The sequence below is a fragment of the Brevibacterium sediminis genome (assembly GCF_013623905.1).
Lineage (GTDB): Bacteria > Actinomycetota > Actinomycetes > Actinomycetales > Brevibacteriaceae > Brevibacterium > Brevibacterium sediminis.
Genome location: NZ_JABKDD010000005.1, coordinates 116133 through 136569 on the forward strand (window position 1 = coordinate 116133; position 20437 = coordinate 136569).

Below are 20437 nucleotides of genomic sequence, written 5' to 3' on the forward strand. Positions count from 1 at the left end.
CCCCACCCCGCCCGGCACCGCAACGGCGAGCGAGCGCATCCGCTTCGCTTCACGCGTGGGCACAGCCGCCTCGGAGAGGGCATGGCCGCACTCTGATACACATCGCGCAACAATCCGTTACTCGACTACCTGTGCCAGTATCAGCAGAAATTCTCTCCTCGCGTCCTACGGCCCGGTAAGCCGCAGAACATAAGGGAATCCGGCTGTAGCATCACTCTAAGTTATGACGGTATAACTAAAAAGTGTTTGCGCGGCCCACAAGGGCAACTTACGGTGAACGAGCACCCATGCCACGTCAGAGACGCCTGGCATCGGTCGGCGCAATGACGCTCCACCTGAGAGGAATCGCATGTCTGATTCGGTCAACACCGCGAAACGCGCTCGCAAAGCCGGAATCGCATCATTCATCGGAACCACCATCGAGTGGTACGACTTCTACATCTACGGAACCGCCTCGGCGCTGGTCTTCGGGCATGTCTTCTTCCCCGACACCCTGCCTGCCGGCGTCGGCACTCTGCTCTCCTTCGTCACGCTGTGGGCGGGCTTCCTCGCTCGTCCGCTCGGCGGCATCATCTTCGGTCACTTCGGTGACAAGTACGGCCGGAAGAAGACCCTCGTCGTCACGCTCGTGCTGATGGGCGCGGCATCGTTCCTCGTCGGTCTGCTGCCCGGATATGCGACCATCGGCATCGCCGCTCCGATCATCCTCACCTGCCTGCGCATCCTGCAGGGCATCGCGGTCGGCGGCGAATGGGGCGGATCCGTGCTCATCGCCAGCGAGAACGCCCCGAAGGGCAAGGGAGTCCTCTACTCGGCCTTCGCCCAGCAGGGATCACCGGCAGGAAATCTCATCTCCTCCGGCATGTTCTTCCTCCTCGCGCTCCTGCCGACCCCGCAGTTCCTCCTCTACGGCTGGAGGATCGCGTTCCTCGCCTCGATCTTCCTCATCGTCATCGGCCTCGTCATCCGCCTCAAGCTCGAAGAGCCGGAGAACATGAAGGTCGTGAAGAAGAAGGACGCCGTCGCCAAGGTTCCCGCCTTCGAGGCGATCAGGAAGCACTGGGTGCTCATCCTCCTCGGCGCCGGTGCGCTGCCGCTCATCCAGGTCACCTACCTCAAGACGACGTTCGCCACGGCCTGGGCCACGGACACCTCTCACTCTTGGGCGTACAGCTCGTCGACGTTCCTCGCCGTCGTCACGCTCGCGCTCGTGGTGCAGTTCATCGTCCAGCCCTTCGGCGCGATCATCCTCGACCGGGTCAAGGACATGCGCAAGGCGATCTTCTGGATCATCCTGCCGGAGTTCGTCCTCATGCCGCTCATGTTCTTCGCGATCGAATTGGGCCATCCCGGCATCGCGCTGGCAGCCATGGCCGCTGCGACCGTTCCGCACTCGCTGTTCTACGCCGGCATCGGCGGCATCATCGCCCGGGCGTTCCCCACGCGGGTCCGGTACACGGGAATCTCGCTGGCCTACCAGCTGTGTTCGATGACCGTGGGCGGCGGCACCGCTGCGGCAGCACAGTGGATGTACACGAGCTCGGGATCCATCGTTCCGGTGGCGATCCTCAGCGCCGGCTATGCACTCGTCTCCCTCGTCTGCACGCTCATCCTGCTCAACAAGACCGGCTGGACGGCCAGCGAGAATTCGAAGGCCGAGGCCGCCGACGAGGCGGAGTTCGCCGCAGCCCTCGCCGCCGAGCAGACCGAGCGCGACGCCGACTCGAAGGGCGCGCCTGGCGCGACCGGTTCCGTGTCAGCGGCCGCCGGTTCCGCACCGGCCGCCGACGCCACAGGCGCGGACTCAGAACCTGCACCGGCGCGCGCTCCCGTCACTCCCTAGGCCTCGGCTTTTACGACGGTGCGGCCCCGAGTTCCTATTGGACTGGGGCCGCATCAAGTTGTGTGGTCGCAGAACTGCGTCCCCGACTTCTTCGGCCAAATAAGCGCCAGCAGCCCTGTCTACGACCAATAGCACTAGTTGCAACATGTGCTATCCGTCGTAAACAGGGCCGTTGCGCGGGAGTCAGCCCGCACCCGCCTCAGCGCAGGTAGAGGCGGACCGTGTCGATCTCGTCACGGAGCAGGCGCACTTCTTCGGCCGTCGGCGCCTGGGTCTGCGTGACATCCTCGGCGACGGCGAGGTCCCAGCCGGTCGCTTCCTGCACCTGCTCGACGGTCACTCCCGGGTGGACCTCGCTGAGTTCGAGTTCGCCGAGGCGCTCACGCCGCCGCAGGATCCCCAGTGGGGTGATGACGGTGGAGACTCCGAATCCGCGCGGTTGGATGAAGTCTGGCTGCTCCGCCGCGCGCACGGGCGAGGCCGAGGTGACGAAGTCGAGTTCGGCGGGGAAGGCGGCCGGGTCATGGCGGCGGAGGACGACGAAGACCTCTCCGGCATTGGCCATGATGTCGGCGGCGCCGCCCGAACCGGGCAGGCGCACTTTCGGAGATTCCCAGTCACCGATGACGGTGGTGTTGAGCGAACCGAACCGGTCCACCTGCGCTGCACCGAGGAATCCCACATCGACGTTCCCTCCTTGGAGGACGTAGCCGAAGAGGGCATGCATGCTGACGACCGCCTCGGCCCCGGAGACGACGACGGAGTCCGCGATGCCTTCGGCCATCGATTCGGGGTGCGCGCCGGCGACCCCGGATTCGTAGATGAGCTGGATGCTCGGATTCACCGTGCGGTGGGCGAGGTCGACGGCCAGCGTGGGCAGCCCGACGCCGGCGAAGACGGTGCGGCTGCGGGCGAGCATCTTCGCAGCCGCGCAGACGATGAGTTCGGTTTCGGTGAAGTCCTTCGCCGAGGCGGTGCTCACTTCAGGCTCCCTTCGCTCGGTTGCATACGGCGTCCGTAATCGACCACGCCCGAGGGGCGCGGATCCACGAGCAGACCGCGGAGACGATCGTGACCGATCGATTCCAGGTATTCGGCATGGTCGCGGGCCCCGCGCACATGGACGTCGAGCCACTCCTGCAACCGGGCGGGGTCCTTCGAGATCGCGGTCCATTCGCGATAGAAGGCATTGTCGCGATCGTAGGAGCCCTGCACATAGGACGGGTGCGCCCCGGTTCGCACTTCGCACACCGCGTCGACGGCGTGAGCCGGGATGAGAGTGCGGTTCGGGTCGGAGCGGACGACCTCGTCGTCGACGATCTCCTCGACGGTGACGATGACATGGTCGGCCGCGTAGACGGCTTCCTGCTGAGTGCCGGTGATGCCCCAGATCTGGACGTTGCCATTACGGTCGGCGCGCTGGGCGTGGATGATCGTGACATCGGGGTTGAGGGGTGGCACGACGTACGTCTTCTTGCCCGAATACGGGTCGACGACGGAGCGGATGTCCGGGTTGATGCCGGGGATGTCGGAGCCGACGAAGGAGCCGATCGGAGCAAACGGCAGGCGAGCGGCTCCGGCGTGATAGCGCAGGGTCATCGCGTGGTGTGAGTACTCTTCGACCGCGAGCGGCCGCGGGTCGGCCGATTCGATGCGGCGCCGCACCTCGTAGAGGCTGCCGGCCGAACCGGAGGCGAAGAAGGAGCAGACAAGGCGATCGACGCAGTCGGCGGCGATCATCATGTCGCTGAGCAGATCGGGGGTGAGCCGGCAGAAGGTGAGTCCGGAGATTCCCTGTCGGATGATCTCGTGTCCGGCGGCGAACGGGATAAGGTGGGAGAACCCCTCGAGCGCCACCGTGGCCCCGTCCTCGACGTAGCGTTCGATGGCCTCAGGCAGACTGACGACTGTGTCACTGTGCATGGTTCGCAGGCTATAGCAATTACCGAAATCCGCAAAATATCTCTGTGATTATTGTCAATTCATGCAATAATTAAGGCATTCGCCCGGACCGCCTGATACAGGAGAACACAGTGGAGCTGCAGCAGATCCGCGCCTTCGTCGCCGTCGCCGAGGAACTCCACTTCGGCCGCGCCGCCGAACGCCTCGGCATGGCCCAGCCCCCGCTGAGCCGCACCATCCGCTCCCTGGAGACCGAACTCGGCGCCTCACTGTTCCAACGCACGACGCGCTCAGTCAGCCTTTCCCCCGCCGGTGAGGCTCTGCTCGAACCGGCCAAACACATGCTCGCCACCCAGCAGGCCGCCATCGAATCCGTCCACCGCTCCTCCAGCGGCGAGGTCGGACGCGTGCGCTTCGGCTACTCGCATCCATCCTCCCGGGACCTCGCCGCCACCCTCGTGGCAGCCTCGCACGAACGCAATCCGGGCATCGCCTTCCACCTCGAGTCGACGGTCTATGCCGACGAAGGCCTCGAGAGGATCATGGACGGCACTCTCGACCTCGCGCTGGTCCGCTGGCGTCGGCGGCCTCCGCTCATCGCGGGTCGCCCAGTGGCGATCGAGCGCCCATGTGTCGCCTTGCCGAGTTCACATCGCCTGGCGAATCGGAAGAAGATCGACGTCGCAGAGCTCGCCGATGAGCCTTTCGTCCTCCTGCCCGCGCGCCCGAATTCGAACCTGCGCGAGACCGCCATGCGCCTGTGCCTCGATGCCGGGTTCAGCCCGCGCACGGTCCAGGAGGCCCCCGATTCGCAGTCGATCTCTGCGCTCGTGGCCGCCGGAATGGGTGTGACGATCACGTTCGACTCCGTCGCCGCCGGCTACGACTCGCGGATCACCGCCGTGCCGCTCGATCTCCCGAACGAAGCTACCCAGCTTCACCTCGCATACCGCCTCGACCAACAGGACGCAGCCCTGAGCACGGTCCTCGATGTCGCCGAGGCGGTCTTGCCGACAGTCCGCTGAGCTCGGCCGGTCTCACCGCCGTTCGGAAAACCTCCACACCCGCCGCCCACGCGACCGACTCCACCATCGTTCACCGCGCACGCGTCCGCCGTCGGCACATCCGCCATCGGGGCGTCGGATGCCCATTCATTGAGATGACCTCTTGTCTCTCGTGATCTATTCGGATATGTTCATAAATCAGAATGTATTGATATCAGCATCGGCAGTGATGCCGAAGGGATCGATGCCTCACCGCCGCAGCAGGACGGCTCGATCACAACCCAAAGGGAGACTCTGTGTCCGAAGACATCGTCATCTGCGAACCTCTCCGCTCCCCCGTGGGCGGATTCGGCGGACAGTTCAAGAACGTTCCGCATGAGGAGCTCGGCCGACAGGTCCTCGCAGCTCTGCTGGAGAAGACCAACCTGCCGGGCGAGGCCATTGAGGATGTCGTCCTCGGCAACTGCTATCCGCACATGGAGACTCCGGCGATCGGCCGCGTCGTCGCCCTCAATGCGGGACTGCCGATCACCGTTCCCGGCCGCCAGGTCGACCGTCGCTGCGGCTCCGGCCTGCAGGCGATCGCCGACGCCCACGCGATGATCTCAGCCGGTTTCGCCGACCTCGTCGTTGCCGGCGGCGTCGAGTCGATGAGCCGCGCACCGTTCTTCAACGAGGAGATCCGGTGGGGCGTCAAGGGCGGCAACATCGAACTCAAGGACGGTCTCGTCCGCGGCCGCCTCACCGCCGGCGGCAACGATTACCCGGTGCCCGGAGGAATGATCGAAACCGCGGAGAACCTGCGTCGGGAGTACAAGATCTCGCGGGAGGACCAGGACGCCTACGCCGTTGAATCGCATCGTCGGGCCGCCTCGGCGACGGAAGAAGGGAAGTTCGCCGACGAGATCGTGCCGATCACGCTGCCGGCCACCAGGAAGACCCCCGAACAGGTCATCACGACCGACGAGCACATCCGTCCCGGATCGACGGTCGAGAAGCTCGCGAAGCTCAAGCCGATGCTCGGGAAGTCCGACGATGAGGCCACGGTGACCGCCGGCAATGCCTCGGGCCAGAACGATGGTGCCGCGCTGTGCATCGTCACCACCGCAGCCAAGGCCGCCGAGCTCGGTCTGCGGGTCTTCGCCCGCATGCGCAGCTGGGCGGTGGCCGGAGTGCCGCCGAAGACGATGGGCATCGGCCCGGTCCCCGCGACTGCGAAGGCACTGCAGCAGGCGGGTCTCGAACTCGGCGATATCGACCTCATCGAACTCAACGAGGCATTCGCGGCGCAGGTGCTCGCCTGCACGACCGAATGGAAGCTGTCCGAATCCGACTTCGCCGAGCGTCTCAACGTCAACGGCTCGGGCATCTCACTCGGCCACCCGGTCGGCGCCACCGGTGGGCGCATCCTCGCCACCCTGCTGCGCGAGATGGATCGCCGCGAATCGCGCTACGGCCTCGAGACCATGTGCATCGGCGGCGGTCAGGGCATGGCAGCCGTCTTCGAACGCGTGGCCTGACAGGACGGCCTCGCCTGAGGCTGATCGACTCGAGGAGCCAGCAGCTCACCGCAGGCCGAGTGAAGGGCCGTCCGCGTCTGTCGCGGGCGGCCCTTCACGCCGACTCAAGCCACCCCAGGGACGGACCGCCCGTCAGCGCTCGATCCAGTCCGGCACCTCGGACGAAATCCGCGGAGACCCCGTTGTCTTCGCCCAGGTCAGCGCCGAGGATGAGGAACATGAACGCAACGAAGCAGCTGCTGACCGGGGTTCGGGTCGCCGATTTCTCCCGAGTCCTCGCCGGTCCCTACGCCACGGCGATGCTCGCCGATCAGGGCGCCGAGGTCATCAAGATCGAGATGCCCGGCCACGGGGACGATTCCCGACATCTCGGACCCTTCACAGATTCCGGGTCGACTTACTTCACCGGACTCAACCGCGGAAAGCGCTCGATCGAGGCCGATCTCAAGGACCCGGAAGACCACGCTCGACTGCTCGATCTCATCGCGAGCTGCGATGTCGTCGTCGAGAACTTCCGGCCCGGCGTCGCCGCGAAGCTCGGCCTGTCCTATGAGGACCTCAAGGCCGTCAAACCCGATATCGTCTACGCGTCGATCTCCGGCTTCGGACAGCACGGCACCCAAGCCGAACGCCCCGCCTACGACACGGTCATCCAGGCCCTGAGCGGCCTCATGGCCTCGACCGGCTTCCCCGACGGCTCCCCCACCCGAGTCGGCGAATCCATCGCCGACGTCTCCGCCGGAGTCTTCGCCGCCTTCGGCATCTCCTCGGCGCTCTTCCACCGCCAGAGGACCGGCGAAGGTGCCCATATCGACATTCCGATGCTCGACGTCATGCTCGCCATGCAGCCGACGAACGCCTCCCTCCACTCCGCTGGATCCGCCCCCACCCGGGTCGGCAACCGCCACCCCGTCTCGGCACCGTTCGACACCTATCGCGCCGCCGACGGACTCCTCGTCATCGCCGTGGCCAACGACCGGCTCTTCGGTACCCTTGCCCAGACCCTCGGCAAGCCGGAGCTGGCCACCGATCCGCGCTTCGCCACCGACGCTCATCGGTCGGACAACGACGACGCGCTGCGCATCGAGATCGAAGAATTCACCACCGGGCGCACCGTGACCGAGCTGTGCGAGATCTTCGATGCCGCCGGAATCCCGAACTCCCCCGTCCTCGATTTCGCCGAGGCGGTCACCGGCCCCATCGGCTCCGATCGCGATCTCACTGCCACCGATCCCCGATCCGGGCACGCCTTCCTCGGCCACCCGCTCCTTGTCGACGGCACCCGCCCGGCGTCCGCGCTTCCGGCGCCCCGCCTCGGCGAACACAACGCCGACTTCGCCGCACCCACCGACGCACTCTGACCTGACCGGCTGGCCTCAACCTCGCCGAGGCGGCGCACTCCGCACGAATCCCCTGGCCTCTCAGTCAGGATTCCCCGATCCTCCTGGTCGGGACCCCGTCCAATTCCATCGAACCGATCCCCATTGCAAAGGAGCACTCTTATGGCCTTCGACATCACCGCCGATGAACAGGAACTCGTCGACGCCGTCGTCTCGATCGGCAAGGACGTCCTCGTCCCACAGGCCGCGGCCGCCGACGCGAACGAACGCGTCTCCGACGAAACCCTGAAGACCCTCGCCGAGGTGGGGGTCATGGGGCTCAACCTGCCCGAGGAATTCGGCGGGCCCGGCGTCGGTTCGGTGGCGATGAGCCAGATGGTCGCCGCCATCACCGAGGCGTGCGCATCGACCGCGTCGATCGTCACCGCGCAGTTCCTCGCCACCGACTCGATCCTCCTCGGCGGCACCGATGCCCAACGCGAAGCGTGGCTGCCACGTGCCGCTGCCGGCGAGGTCATCGGCGCTTTCGGGCTCACCGAGCCGGGTGCCGGTTCGAACCCGGCGGAGATGTCGACGAAGGCCACACGGGTCGACGGTGGTTGGCATCTCAAGGGCACGAAGTGCTTCATCACCAACGCCGGCTTCGCGGACTTCATCATCGTCTATGCGAAGACCGACGTCGATGCCGCCCACAAGGGCATCAGCGCATTCATCGTCGACACCGCGGCCGCCTCGGCGGGGCTGGATTTCAATCCCCCGGAGAAGACGATGGGCCTGCGCGGCAGCCCGGTCTTCGAATTCGTCATCGACACGGTCGTCCCCGAGGATGCCCTCCTCGGGAACGCAGGCGAGGGCTTCACCACGGCGATGCGCGTGCTCGACCGTGGTCGCATCGAGGTCGCGGCGATGAGCCTGGGAATCGGCAAGGCCGCTCTCGACGCCGCCGTGGATTGGGCGGGCGAGCGCAAGATCAGCGGGAAACCGCTGGGCCGCCTGCAGGGCATCGCGTTCAAGCTCGCGGACATGTACACGAAGTACCGGTCGGCGTGGCTGCTGACGATGGACGCCGCCGAACAGCGCGATTCGGGGGTCGATTTCACCCGGTCTTCGGCCACGGCAAAGCTCGCCGCCTCCGAGGCGGCCGCGTACATCGCCGATGAAGCCCTGCAGATCCACGGCGGCTACGGCTTCACCCGGGACTTTCCGCTCGAACGCTACGTTCGAGATGCCCGAATCTACCGCATCTACGAAGGCTCGTCGGAGATCCAGCGCACGATCATCGCGCGCTCTCTGTCGAAATAGCGGCCGGTGCGGCCGGGAGACCGGGCGCGAAACAGCACCGAAACGTGTCGGAGTCTACGATCGGCACGGTATCTGAGGGCGAGTCGGTCGCTCCTCGGACCCCCGCTCCGATGTCCGGACGTTCCGGGCCACCTCGGCGAGATTTTCCGATATTTCGGACAGAAAGTGTGATCCGGACCTCGTCGGGTGTTGTGCAGTGGTGCCACACTGAACCAGGTCCATCAGTTCAAAGGAGACAATCATGGCTAGTACGACCAATTCGGGGATCGAGAAGCGGTCCATCGAGATGGTGCCTGACGCCGAGCGTCACGGAACGCCACGTTCCCAGTTCACTCTGTGGTTCGGCGCCAACACTCAGATCACCGCGATCGTCGACGGGGCTCTGGCCGTCGTCTTCGGTGCCGACGCGCTGTGGGCCATCATCGGCCTGCTCATCGGCAACATCATCGGCGGAATCGTCATGGCGCTGCACTCGGCGCAGGGTCCGCAGCTGGGTCTGCCGCAGATGATCTCCTCGCGTGCCCAGTTCGGCATCATCGGTGCGATCATCCCGCTCGTGCTCGTCGTGCTCATGTACATCGGCTTCGCCTCGACCGGAGCGGTCCTGTCCGGCCAGGCCGTCAACCTCATCATCGGCGTGCAGACTCCGTGGATCGGCATCGTCATCTTCGGCGCACTCACCGCCCTGGTGGCCCTGCTGGGATACAAGTACATCCATGTGCTCGGGCGGATCTCCTCGGTGACGGGCCTGCTCGGCTTCCTCTTCATCACCTACTGCGTGCTCACGCAGGTCGATGTCCCCGGACTGATCTCGGGTTCGTCGTTCGCCTTCCCCGCCTTCCTCTCCGCGATCGCCCTGTCCGTGGGCTGGCAGCTGACCTACGGCCCCTACGTCGCCGACTATTCGCGGTACCTGCCGCGGTCGACACCGTCGTCGAAGACCTTCTGGTTCACCTTCGGCGGATCGGTCATCGGTTCGCAGTGGTCGATGACCCTCGGCGCGCTCATCGGGGCCGCCGCCATGACGGAGTCCGGCAATGAGTTCGTCGAGAACCAGGTCGCCTACGTCGGTGACATCGTCGGCGGTGGCGTCTTCGCGCTCCTCATCTTCATCGTCATCCTGCTGGGCAAGCTCACCGTCAACACGCTCAACGCCTACGGTGCGTTCATGTGCACGCTGACGATCCTCACCTCCTTCGGCAACAAGGCGACGATCCGCCGCTGGACCCGCGCGGTCTTCGTCATCGGCATCGTCACCCTCACCGTGCTTGTGGCGCTGCTGGCCTCGGCGGACTTCCTCGCGAACTTCAAGAACTTCGTGCTCGCGCTGCTCATGGTGTTCACGCCCTGGAGCGTCATCAACCTCACCGACTACTACCTCATCTCGAAGGACCGCTTCGACATCCCAGCCTTCTACGACCGTCATGGTCGCTACGGCAACTGGAACTGGCGCGCGCTTCTCGCGTACGGCATCGGCGTCGTCATCCAGATCCCGTTCCTCGCTCAGTCCTTCTACACCGGACCGCTGGTCGCCAAACTCGGCGGCGCGGACATCTCGTGGCTCGTGGGCATCGTCGTCACCTTCGTCCTCTACTTCGTGCTCATCCGCAACCACGGAGTCGCCCCGAAGGAGACGATCTACCCCAGCCTCGAGGAACTCGAGCGCAAATGAGCCCCACCCTCACCGAGGCGGCACTGCCCATCCCGGGCAGCTGACCTCGGCGGGGTGGTTCCGCTCCTCCAACGGCCGTCGGCCGGCAACGTGCTTCGCTGCCGACCGGCGGCCGTCGTCGTGTCCCCTGTGGGTGGATCCACCTCGAAACCTGCATGAAAATCAGGGTGGATCCACCCGCAGGGGACATCAACGGTTCCCGCAGCGCGGCAGATCAGTCGCCGAAAGCTCTCCCCAATCAGATCGCCACTTCACGCTCACAACGAGCAATCGATCATCGTCAAACCCACCCCTCCTGCGCAGTTCATGCACTATTGTTGCGCAAATCACGCATTCGATGGCACACTTGCATGAGCCGTGCCGACCGGGCCGTCGTCCTTCGATTCGCTCCGAGGCACCGGCACGAACAACGGACAGATCCACCTTCGTGCAAGGAAGCCGAGTATGACCGCGCAGAACATCGACCGGGACGACCGCGCAGGCGCCGACGCCGCCGTCGACCCCTACCATCTCGACCCCAAGGACGTGCTCGAACCGCCCACGACCTTTGCGGGCAAGCTCAAGTACCTCGGTCCCGGTCTTGTCATCTCGGCCGCCGTCATCGGCTCCGGCGAACTCATCACCACCACGGCGCTCGGGGCCAAAGCCGGATTCGTCCTCCTCTGGCTCGTCATCATCTCCACCGCGGTCAAGGTTTGGGTCCAGCTCGAGCTCGCGCAGTGGACCATCCTCTCCGGCAAGCCCGCGCTCGAAGGCTACGGCCACGTCGGTCCCCGCCTCATCGGGCGTGCCGGGTGGATCAACCTGCTGTGGATCCTCATGGACTTCGCGAAGGTCCTCCAGCGCGGCGGCATCATCGGCGGTGCCGTCGCTGCACTGAGCATCATGCTGCCCGTCTTCGGCGAGCCGCTCTCGACTCCGTCTCTCGTCTTCTGGACGGTCGTCTCGCTTGCGGTCGTCATCGCCCTGCTCGTGACGAACAGGTACAGCATCGTCGAGAAGTTCTCCGTCGGCGCGGTCATCATCTTTACCGTCTCCACCGTCGGACTCGCAGTATCGCTGCCCTTCACCGACTTCGCCTACACCTCGGCGGACGTCATGAGCGGACTGACCTTCGCCATTCCCGCCGGCACCCTGGGCTTCGCGGTCGCGATGTTCGGCATCACCGGCGTCGGCGCCGACGAGATGACGACATACACCTACTGGTGCCTCGAAAAGGGCTACGCCCGCTACACCGGTCCGAACGACGGCACCGCGGAACGCGCCCGCCGCGCCCGCGGCTGGATCTCGGTGATGCGCACGGACGTGCTCGTCTCCTGGATCGTCTCGACCGTGTGCACGATGTCCTTCTACGTCATCGGCGCAGCCATCCTCCACCCGCAGAACCTCGTGCCCGAGGGCAACGACATGATCACCACGCTGTCGTCGATGTACTCCTCGACGATGGGTGAAGCCGGACACTGGATCTTCCTCATCGGCGCCTTCGCCGTCCTCTTCTCGACCTTCATCGCCTCGACCGCGAGCGTGCCCCGGCTGTGGACGAACACGGTGTCCATCCTCGGCGTCTTCGAATGGGAGAACACCCTCACCCGTGGCCGCATCATCCGTGTGCTCACCGTGGTCTTCCCGATGATCTGGGCACTGAGCTACCTCATCATCCAGTCCCCGGTGATCATGGTCCAGATCGGCGGTGTGGCCAGCGGCGTCTTCCTCGTCGCCGTCGTCATCGCCGTCTGGTACCTTCGCTCCCGAGAGGTGCCGGCCGAGTTCAAGTCCAACCACTTCTTCACGGTGATGCTCGTCTTCGCCTCCCTGGCGATCGGCCTGCTGGGCATCTACACCGTGTTCGAGACCTTCGGAATCGAGATCGGAGCCTGATGCGCCTCACCGTCCTCACCCCGTCTTTCGGCAAGCAGTCGAATACCCCTCGCGCTCGCGCAGACGAGCTCGGCCTCGACCTCGACTACCGGACCGAGAATCATCCCAAATCCGGGCAAGACCTCATCGAGACGATCTCCGGCGCCGAGGCGGTCCTCGTCGGTCTCGATCGGATCAACGCCGAGGTGCTCGCCGCCTGTCCCGACCTCAAGGTCGTCGCGAAGCACGGAGCCGGAGTCGACAACATCGACCTGGACGCCGCCGCTGCCGCCGGAGTCAGGGTCGTCAACACTCCCGGAGCGAATGCCGAGTCCGTCGCCGACCTCACGCTCGGGCTCCTCATTATGGGCGCCCGCCGGATTCGCGCCGCCGAGGATTCGCTGCGCACCGGCGAGTGGGGCGTATTCTTCGGTTCGCAGCTGAGCGGCAAACGCCTCGGCATCCTCGGCTTCGGCCGCATCGGGCGGGAGGTCGCGAAGCGTGCCGCAGGATTCGGCCTGAGCATCGCCGCATACGATCCGTACGTCCCCGATGAGGCCATCGCCGAGGCGGGGGCCGAGCCCCAGAACCTCGCCGAGGTGGTCGCAGGGTCCGATTTCCTCACCCTCCACCTGCCCGGTGGCGACGAGCCGCTGCTCGATGCCGAGCTTCTCGCCACGATGCCCAAGGGTGCCGGGCTCATCAACGCGGCCCGTGGCGGGCTCGTCGACGAGGCAGCTCTGGCCACGGCTCTTGAGTCCGGGCGGCTGTCATTCGCCGCCCTGGACGCCTTCGCCAAGGAACCGCCGGCGGCGGACGATCCGCTGCTCTCCGCGCCGAATCTCATCGCCACCCCGCACATCGGCGCCTACTCGGATATTGCGAACGCGAACATGGGAACCTGGGCCGTCGAAGACGTCGTCCGGGTGCTGCAGGGCGAAGAGCCCCGCTTCCCCGTCGCCTGACCGATACGTCGATCAGCTCAGTTCCCCTCTGCCGGCTCGGCTGTCGACTCCGGCGCGTCCAAGCGCTGATTCAGATTTCGTTGGCGAGCAGGAACTCAGGGAGTCTGCGATGTTTGATTCCATTCACGTTTCCTCCGACAAGCGGGTCGAGTGTCAGCAGGTATTTCGGATGGTTGTCCGCAATCGCTTCGAGCGGCCGATGTTCTCGGTGGCGGGTATCCTCAGTCGCGATCGTCGTGGCCACCTGGATGTAGACGACCTCGTCGGCACGCTGAGCCACAAAATCGACTTCGGCTGTTCCGATCCGACCGATGGTGACCTCGTAGCCGCGTCGACGCAGCTCCATCCAAACGATGTTCTCCAGCACTCCCGGCAGACGCTGGTCCGAGTAGCCGAACAGGGCATTGACGATGCCATGATCGCCGACGAAGTGCTTCTCATCTGTCGCGAGGATGGCCCTGCCGTGCAGATCGAACCGAGGAACTCGTGCGATCACGAAGGCTTCGGACAGTGCCGTCAGATAGTTGAGCACGGTCTCATGGCCGATCGACCGGCGCTGAGACTTCATGAAGTCGGCGACACCTCGAGCGGAGAACGGATTGCCGACATTGTCGATCGCGAATGCGGCGACGCGTTCGAACATATCAGCGTCACGGATCCGATTCCTCGCGAGCACATCCCGGACGAGCGTGGACCTGTAGATGTCCATGATCATCGAGCGGGCGTCGATTTCGTCGAGCGGCAGCATGTGCACACCGGGGAATCCGCCGAGGCGCAGATAGCGTGTGAACTCGGCATCTGTGCCCGCCGTGTCGTCAGCGGCGAATGCCTCTCGGAACGACAGGTATTCGCGGAAGGACAGTGGCCATACTTCGATCGTCACGTACCGCCCGGCGATGTAGGTCGCGAGTTCGCCGGACAGCAGTCGCGAGTTCGACCCAGTGATGTAGAGATCAGTCCTCCCCTCGGCAAGAAGCGAATTGACCAGGCGCTCCCACTCGGTGACTTCTTGGATCTCATCGAGGAGGACGTAGGTGCGGCCCTCGCTCGGGAGCACATCCTTGAGGTGCGCATTGAGCGCTTGAGCCGATGCCAACGACGCATGTTCGAGGGAATCGAAGTTGAGATGCACGATGCGTTCGGGGTCGATGCCACGCGCGATCAGCCGCTCGACGACGAGGTCGAGGAGCCGCGATTTGCCGGACCGGCGCAATCCGGTGAGCACTTTGACGACCGGAGCGTCGATGAACGATTCGAGCTTCTCGAGATACTTCGGCCTGTCGACGATAGACATCGCACTACCCCCTCACTGTGGCGATCACAATCGCCGCACAGGTCGATCTGACCCATGGTGGCGATTATAATCGCCACAATTTGTTGAGTGAAGGATTCTGGCGGTTGTAATCGCCACGGAACGGGCGGATCAGGTCAGCCTGTCTCAGGCCAAGCCGCGCTCCACGTCCGCGGCCACTGTCGCAGCGACCTGCTTCTTCGCTTCATCCGAGAGCGCGTTGAACGGCGCCCGGGCCGGGCCGAGGCCGAATCCGCGTTCGTTCGCAGCTGCCTTGACGACGGTGTTCGGGTTGCCGAGCGCGAGACAGTTGCGGATCGGGCGGATGCTGTCCTGTGCAGTGCGCGCAGCATCGGTGTCGCCGGCGACGAACAGGTCGTAGATCGAGGCCATCGTCTGCGGGTAGATGTTCGCGATGCCGCTGATCCCACCGGCACCTCCTGCCAGCAGGGTCCAGAGGATGAGGGAGTCATTGCCGGAGATGACGTCGAAGGTCTCGCGATCGGTGCGCTCGAGGTACTGCAGGATTGTGTCGAAGTTCCCGCTCGAGTCCTTGACTGCGGTGATGTTGTCCACGGCTGCGAGCTTTTCGAGCGTCGCCGGTGCCACGACATTGCCGGTGCGTGCGGGAATGTTGTAGACGATGACCGGAACGTCGACGGAGTCGGCCACGGCCCGGAAGTGATTCTCGATCTCGACCTGCGAGGCGGCCGCGAAGTACGGGGTGATGATCGACAGCGCGTCGGCACCGGCCGCAGCGGCATCGGCGGCGATCGCGATGGTCTCCCGGGTCGTTGCGGCTCCGGCACCGATGACAACGGGGACGGCGCCGGCCACCTCGTCGATGACGATCCGCGCGGCCTCGGCGCGTTCATCGGCGGACTGGGCGTAGAACTCACCGTTGGTGCCGAGGGCGAAGATGCCGTGGATGCCGGCGTCGAGCTGACGGCGGACATGGGCTCGCAGGGCCACCTCGACGAGGTTCTCATCCCCGTCGAACGGGGTGGCGATAGCGGCGAGGATTCCTGAGATGGATGACATGATTTCCCTTCGAACGGTTGGTGCAGCCGAGCCTGTGCAGGGTTGCGAGATCGGTGGAGACGGATGCGGGCCGGCAGCTCTGCCGACAGCTCTTGATTCGTGAGTCAGCGGTTGTACTTCGGCTGGGAACCGCGGATTGCGGCGGTGGCGTCATCGACGGCGGTGAGCACATCGGCCGGCAGCGGGCCTTTGGCGATCGCGGCGATATTGCCCTCGAGCTGGGAGACGCGGCTGGCTCCGAGCAGCAGGGCGGAGATTCCGGGTGCCTCGGCGACCCAGCGCAGGGCGAGCTCGGCCTGCGGGATCCCGGAATCGTCGGCGACGGCGGCAAAGGCCTCGACCGAGGCGAGGACGGAGTCGGAGAGGTAGCGCTGCGAGTACATCTCTGCCAGCACGGATCCCGAGAAACGGTCCCCCGTTCCGTCGGTCGACGGGCGGCGGGCGAGCAGGCCCCCGGCCAGCGGGTTGTAGGCCATCGTTGCGATGCCGTGGGACTGTCCGCATTCGAGCCATTCGTCCTCGATCCGGCGGGCCAGGACGCTGTAGACGTTCTGCGCCACGACGGGGCTTGGAGCGCCCGCGCGCTCGGCGGCGGCGATGACGTCGACTGCCTGCCAGGCGGCGAAGTTCGAGATGCCCAGCGCGGTGATCTTGCCTTCGGCGCGCAGGGCGGCGATGGTCTCGAGCGTCTCGTCGAGCGAGGCCGCACGGTCGGGCTGGTGGAGATAGAAGAGGTCGATCGATTCGACGTCGAGGCGTCGCAGCGATCCTTCGACGCTCGCGCGCAGGCCGGCTGCGGACAGTGGCGAATGCTCGCCGGCGTCGGCGTGGGGCATTCCTGCCTTCGTCGCGAGCACGATCCGGTCGCGGTGCTTCTTCACCAGCGGCGAGATCAGGCTCTCGGTCGTCGACTTCGCATATCCGTTGGCGGTGTCGATGCCGGTGATCCCGGCCGCAACGGCCGCTTCGAAGACCTCGTGCGCTGCCGCTTCGGTCACCGTGTCGCCGAAGGTCATCGTGCCGAGCACCAGCCGGGACAGGGGGACGGAGACTCCGTCGAGCGTGATGGTCGAGTCTGTGGTCAAGGGAGTCTCCTCGTTGAGTGGGGCAGATCGTCAATACACTGATCTTCCCATTTGTGCGTGGATCGTGCAACGACTTGCGCATTTCGCGCACACATGTCAGTGTAGAGGGTGTTCAGTCGGACCGGACGCAAAGGAGTGCCATGTCAGCAGGCGAATCCGGTGTCCTGGTCATCGCCGACGATCTCAGCGGAGCCGCCGAGGTCGCCGCCACGCTCGATCCGGGTACCCCGATCGTTCTCACCCCGTCGAGTGCAGAGTCCGCGACCGGCTCAGATGACGCCATCGCCGAGGCGAACGCCGGCGCAGAATCCGATCGACCCTTCGCCGAGGCGGCCCACACCGATCCCCGGGACCTTGTCGTCGATCTCGACTGCCGTTATCTGCCGGCCGAGTCGGCCGGCGCCCGCACTTCGGCTGCGCTTCACGACTTCGGCTCGTCCCGCGCCACACTCATCAAGGTCGATTCCCTGCTGCGCGGCAACATCCGCGCCGCGCTCGCTGCGGCCGTCGGCCACGCGAGCGGCCCCGTGATCTTCGCTCCGGCGCTTCCGCAGCAGAGCCGCACGGTCATCGGCGGAGTGCCCTTCGACAACGGAATTCGGCTGAGCAGCACCCGCGCCTGGAGCCTCGAGGACGGCAGCGCACCGGAGTTGCTTTCGGATCTGTGCCCCGTCCCCGCCCGCCATTTGGACCTCGACGAACTGCGATCGCTGCCCGGCACCAATGCTGCCGACGTCTTCGACGACGCTGACAGGCTCGACGACGCTGACAGCCGCGACGCCGCTGTCAGTTCGGACGCCGCTGACAGCCGCGACGCCCCTGCCAGTTCGGAAGCCAGTGTCGACGTCTCGAATGTCGGCGTCGGCGGCGATCGCCTCATCACCGCCGACGCCGAGACGATGGAGGATCTCACCCGTATCGTCGCTCTCGCCGAGGCGACCTCGGCCATCCTCGTCGGCACTTCCGCGCTCGCGCGCGCCTTGGCCGAGCGTCGACGAGCCGGACTCACTGCGCCAAGCGACGCATCTGCCCTGGCCGATGCGGGTGACACAGCAGCTGAACGGCCCGACCCCTCATCATTTCCGCGCACGCCCACACGGGTCCTCACTCTGCTCGGCACCGCAGCGGAGAGGATCGAGACGCAGATCGCACACCTGCGTGACCACTCGGACACTCGTGTGCTCGACTTTCCCGCCACAGAGGTAGCCGCGTGGGCCGACGATCCGCACAGTCTCGACGATTCCGCCGCACGCGTACGCGCGGCGCTGGCCGAGTCCCACCTCGTCGTCCGACTCACCGACACGGGAGCCTCCGTCGACCCTCGGCCGCTGCCAGGGCTCCTCGCCGAACTCACCACCCGTGCACTGTCCGGATTCGGTCCCATCGCCCTCGCAGCCGCCGGCGGCGAGACGGCACGAGCCGTGTTCGACCGCCTCGGCGTGCACCGGATCGAAACGATCCGCGAAATCCACCCGGGGGCGGTGCTGTCCACGGTCGGAACCGCCTCGGCGAGCATTGCCGACGACGTCGACCTCGCCTCCGTCGTCACCCGGCCCGGCGGCCAGGGCGGACCCGATTCCCTCACCCTCATCCACGCGGCTCTGAGCACCGGTGAGCCCACCACGACCACCGCGGCCACCGTCGCGAACCACGAAGGAGAGTCAATGAACGCGCTTCCCACAGTCGCAGTGACCATGGGCGACGGGGCCGGCGTCGGCCCCGAGATCTGCATCGCCGCCTGCCTCGACCCCTCGGTGCTCGCCGTCGCCGCGCCCGTCGTCATCGGGGATGCCGCGCGACTCGAACAGGCCGCGCAGGTGCTCGGCACCGCGGTCGAGATCCGCCGCGTCGACTCCCCCGCCGAGGCCGAACACGTGCCCGGAGTCATCAACGTCATCGACCTCGCCCTCCTCCCGGCCGACCTGCCCTGGGGCGAACTCTCCCCCGTCGCCGGAGACGCCGCGTTCCGCTACATCGAACGCGCCGCGCAGCTGGCCATGTCCGGTGAGGTGCAGGCGATCTGCACGGCGCCGCTCAACAAGGAGGCCCTCCACTCCGCCGGGCACAAGTACCCCGGGCACACCGAGATGCTCGCTGCCCTCACCGGCACCGAGGAAGTCTCGATGATGCTCTCCTCCCCCAAGCTGCGCGTCATCCACGTGACCACCCACATCGGACTCATCGATGCCGTGGCGAAGATCCAGCCCGGCCTCGTTGAACGCACCGTCCGCCGCGGCCACGATGCACTCGTCCGGGCCGGACTGGAACGACCGCACATCGGGGTGTGCGCGATCAACCCGCACGCCGGTGAGAACGGGCTCTTCGGCTACGGCGAAGAGGAGGAGAAGATCACTCCGGCGATCACGAAGCTGCGGGCCGACGGCATCGACGCCGTCGGGCCCCTGTCTGCCGACACCGCCTTCTTCCTCGCCGGGCGCGGCGACTACGACCTCATCGTCGCGATGTACCACGATCAGGGCCATGGACCGATCAAGGTCCTCGGCATCGATGCCGGCGTCAACATCACCGTCGGCCTGCCGGTCATCCGCACCTCGGTCGATCACGGCACCGCGTTCGACATCGCCGGCACCGGCAAGGTCGACACCGAGTCGATGAGCGAGGCGATGCGTCAGGCTGCGGCTCTCGCCGTCGTCTGAGCTCGGAAGGTCATCCGGCCGAGGCGAGGTGCGGTCCGCACAACGGAACACCGTGCCAGCGCCAAGGAGGTAGTGCGATCCGCGCGTCACCGTTGTCTGAGTTCTGCGCGGTTCGCGCGATAATCCGCGATACAGTGGCGATCAACGGCAATCCGACAGGAGAGACATGAACGCAGGCGAACGTCGCGAGGAGATCCTTCAGCTGGCGCGCACCCAAGGTGAGATGAGTGTCGAGACTCTGTCGGAGATGCTCGGAGTCACCGCGTCGACGATCCGCCGGGATCTGGCGAAGCTCACCGATTCCGGCGAATTGGCCCGCACCTACGGCGGTGTCCTCGCTGTGCCCACCGAGGCGGAGACCACGCTGGCTGAACGGTCGCACGAAGCCCCCGAGGTCAAACGCGCGATCGGTTCCTGGTGTGCCAAGCAGGTGCCGGCGGGCTCGCATGTGCTCCTCGACGCAGGCACGACAACCGCGCAAGTTGCGCGCGGACTGCGCGAGACGTCCCCGCTGTCGGTCGTGTCGACCGGGTTGACATCGCTGCAGCAGATGGCTGATCTCCAGGGGGTCGAGTTCACCCTTCTCGGCGGCAGATATCGTCCCGTCAGCCAGGGCTTCATCGGCCCCATCACCGAGGCGGGGCTGGAGAAGTTCACGTTCGACTTCGCCTTCCTCGGTGCCGATGCCGTCACCGCTGAGGACGGTGTGTGCGAAGCCCTGCCCGAACAGGTCCGCCTCAAGGAACTGATGAGCCGCCGCGCCACCCACGTCTTCGTCGTCGCGCACGCTGAGAAGCTCGGCCAGCGGCCCTTCCATGCCTGGGCCGACCTCGGCAGCGGATGGACGCTCGTCACCGACGATTCGGCCGATCCGGCGCAGATCACACCGTTCGAAGAGCGCGGAATCGCCGTCGTCCGTGTCGACCAGATGGGCAATGCCGTACAGAACTGACGGCAC

General features: G+C 65.8%; 15 protein-coding genes. 10 read left to right on the forward strand and 5 right to left on the reverse strand.

Annotated features, from left to right (window positions below; all coding sequences use genetic code 11):
* Positions 1–349: 349 nt before the first annotated feature.
* Positions 350–1843 (forward strand): MFS transporter, encoded by a 1494-nt coding sequence (locus tag HK108_RS09440; RefSeq protein ID WP_181271315.1) that lies wholly within the window; start codon positions 350–352, stop codon positions 1841–1843.
* Between the two features lie 199 nt (positions 1844–2042).
* Here the strand turns inward: HK108_RS09440 and HK108_RS09445 are convergent, their stop codons facing one another.
* Entirely contained in the window at positions 2043–2825 is a 783-nt protein-coding gene (locus tag HK108_RS09445; RefSeq protein WP_229664049.1) for a CoA-transferase subunit beta, read from the reverse strand.
* Positions 2822–3766 (reverse strand): CoA transferase subunit A, encoded by a 945-nt coding sequence (locus HK108_RS09450; RefSeq protein WP_181271316.1) that lies wholly within the window; start codon positions 3764–3766, stop codon positions 2822–2824. Before HK108_RS09450 ends, HK108_RS09445 begins: the two co-directional genes overlap by 4 nt.
* 110 nt (positions 3767–3876) lie before the next feature.
* On the opposite strand from HK108_RS09450, the gene HK108_RS09455 reads away from it, so the two are divergent.
* From HK108_RS09455 to HK108_RS09485, 7 genes are all read left to right on the forward strand, one after another.
* Positions 3877–4770 (forward strand): LysR family transcriptional regulator, encoded by an 894-nt coding sequence (locus HK108_RS09455; protein WP_181271317.1) that lies wholly within the window; start codon positions 3877–3879, stop codon positions 4768–4770.
* 275 nt (positions 4771–5045) lie between these two features.
* On the forward strand, positions 5046–6269 hold the full coding sequence (locus HK108_RS09460; RefSeq protein WP_039211455.1) for an acetyl-CoA C-acetyltransferase: 1224 nt from the start codon (positions 5046–5048) through the stop codon (positions 6267–6269).
* Positions 6270–6487: 218 nt separating this feature from the next.
* Positions 6488–7630: a CaiB/BaiF CoA transferase family protein gene (locus tag HK108_RS09465; protein ID WP_181271318.1), complete on the forward strand. Its 1143-nt coding sequence runs from the start codon at positions 6488–6490 to the stop codon at positions 7628–7630.
* Positions 7631–7771: 141 nt separating this feature from the next.
* Positions 7772–8911, forward strand: a complete 1140-nt coding sequence (locus HK108_RS09470; protein ID WP_181271319.1) for an acyl-CoA dehydrogenase family protein — start codon at positions 7772–7774, stop codon at positions 8909–8911.
* 241 nt (positions 8912–9152) lie between these two features.
* The gene (locus tag HK108_RS09475) at positions 9153–10583 is read left to right on the forward strand and encodes a purine-cytosine permease family protein (RefSeq protein WP_181271320.1); all 1431 of its coding nucleotides are present in this window, start codon (positions 9153–9155) and stop codon (positions 10581–10583) included.
* Between the two features lie 444 nt (positions 10584–11027).
* Positions 11028–12461: an Nramp family divalent metal transporter gene (locus HK108_RS09480; RefSeq protein WP_181271321.1), complete on the forward strand. Its 1434-nt coding sequence runs from the start codon at positions 11028–11030 to the stop codon at positions 12459–12461.
* Positions 12461–13405: a phosphoglycerate dehydrogenase gene (locus HK108_RS09485; RefSeq protein ID WP_181271322.1), complete on the forward strand. Its 945-nt coding sequence runs from the start codon at positions 12461–12463 to the stop codon at positions 13403–13405. Before HK108_RS09480 ends, HK108_RS09485 begins: the two co-directional genes overlap by 1 nt.
* A gap of 70 nt (positions 13406–13475) precedes the next feature.
* On the opposite strand, the gene HK108_RS09490 is transcribed toward HK108_RS09485, so the two are convergent.
* The 3 genes from HK108_RS09490 to HK108_RS09500 form a co-directional block, all read right to left on the reverse strand.
* Positions 13476–14699, reverse strand: a complete 1224-nt coding sequence (locus HK108_RS09490; RefSeq protein ID WP_181271323.1) for an ATP-binding protein — start codon at positions 14697–14699, stop codon at positions 13476–13478.
* Between the two features lie 144 nt (positions 14700–14843).
* The gene (locus tag HK108_RS09495; RefSeq protein WP_181271324.1) at positions 14844–15737 is read right to left on the reverse strand and encodes a dihydrodipicolinate synthase family protein; all 894 of its coding nucleotides are present in this window, start codon (positions 15735–15737) and stop codon (positions 14844–14846) included.
* A 104-nt stretch (positions 15738–15841) separates the two neighbouring features.
* A complete protein-coding gene (locus HK108_RS09500; RefSeq protein ID WP_219922297.1) occupies positions 15842–16822 on the reverse strand; it encodes an aldo/keto reductase in 981 nt (326 codons plus the stop codon).
* Positions 16823–16962: 140 nt separating this feature from the next.
* Here HK108_RS09500 and pdxA point away from each other — a divergent pair, with 140 nt between their 5' ends.
* A complete protein-coding gene (gene pdxA / locus HK108_RS09505; protein ID WP_181271325.1) occupies positions 16963–19479 on the forward strand; it encodes a 4-hydroxythreonine-4-phosphate dehydrogenase PdxA in 2517 nt (838 codons plus the stop codon).
* A gap of 166 nt (positions 19480–19645) precedes the next feature.
* Positions 19646–20431, forward strand: a complete 786-nt coding sequence (locus tag HK108_RS09510; protein ID WP_181271326.1) for a DeoR/GlpR family DNA-binding transcription regulator — start codon at positions 19646–19648, stop codon at positions 20429–20431.
* Positions 20432–20437 lie beyond the last annotated feature (6 nt).

Coding starts and splice junctions, on each gene's coding strand:
- HK108_RS09440 (WP_181271315.1), top strand. CDS start 350: ATGTCTGATTCGGTCAACACCGCGAAACGCGCTCGCAAAGCCGGAATC.
- HK108_RS09450 (WP_181271316.1), bottom strand. CDS start 3,766: ATGCACAGTGACACAGTCGTCAGTCTGCCTGAGGCCATCGAACGCTAC.
- HK108_RS09465 (WP_181271318.1), top strand. CDS start 6,488: ATGAACGCAACGAAGCAGCTGCTGACCGGGGTTCGGGTCGCCGATTTC.
- HK108_RS09470 (WP_181271319.1), top strand. CDS start 7,772: ATGGCCTTCGACATCACCGCCGATGAACAGGAACTCGTCGACGCCGTC.
- HK108_RS09475 (WP_181271320.1), top strand. CDS start 9,153: ATGGCTAGTACGACCAATTCGGGGATCGAGAAGCGGTCCATCGAGATG.
- HK108_RS09480 (WP_181271321.1), top strand. CDS start 11,028: ATGACCGCGCAGAACATCGACCGGGACGACCGCGCAGGCGCCGACGCC.
- HK108_RS09485 (WP_181271322.1), top strand. CDS start 12,461: ATGCGCCTCACCGTCCTCACCCCGTCTTTCGGCAAGCAGTCGAATACC.
- HK108_RS09490 (WP_181271323.1), bottom strand. CDS start 14,699: ATGTCTATCGTCGACAGGCCGAAGTATCTCGAGAAGCTCGAATCGTTC.
- HK108_RS09495 (WP_181271324.1), bottom strand. CDS start 15,737: ATGTCATCCATCTCAGGAATCCTCGCCGCTATCGCCACCCCGTTCGAC.
- pdxA (WP_181271325.1), top strand. CDS start 16,963: ATGTCAGCAGGCGAATCCGGTGTCCTGGTCATCGCCGACGATCTCAGC.
- HK108_RS09510 (WP_181271326.1), top strand. CDS start 19,646: ATGAACGCAGGCGAACGTCGCGAGGAGATCCTTCAGCTGGCGCGCACC.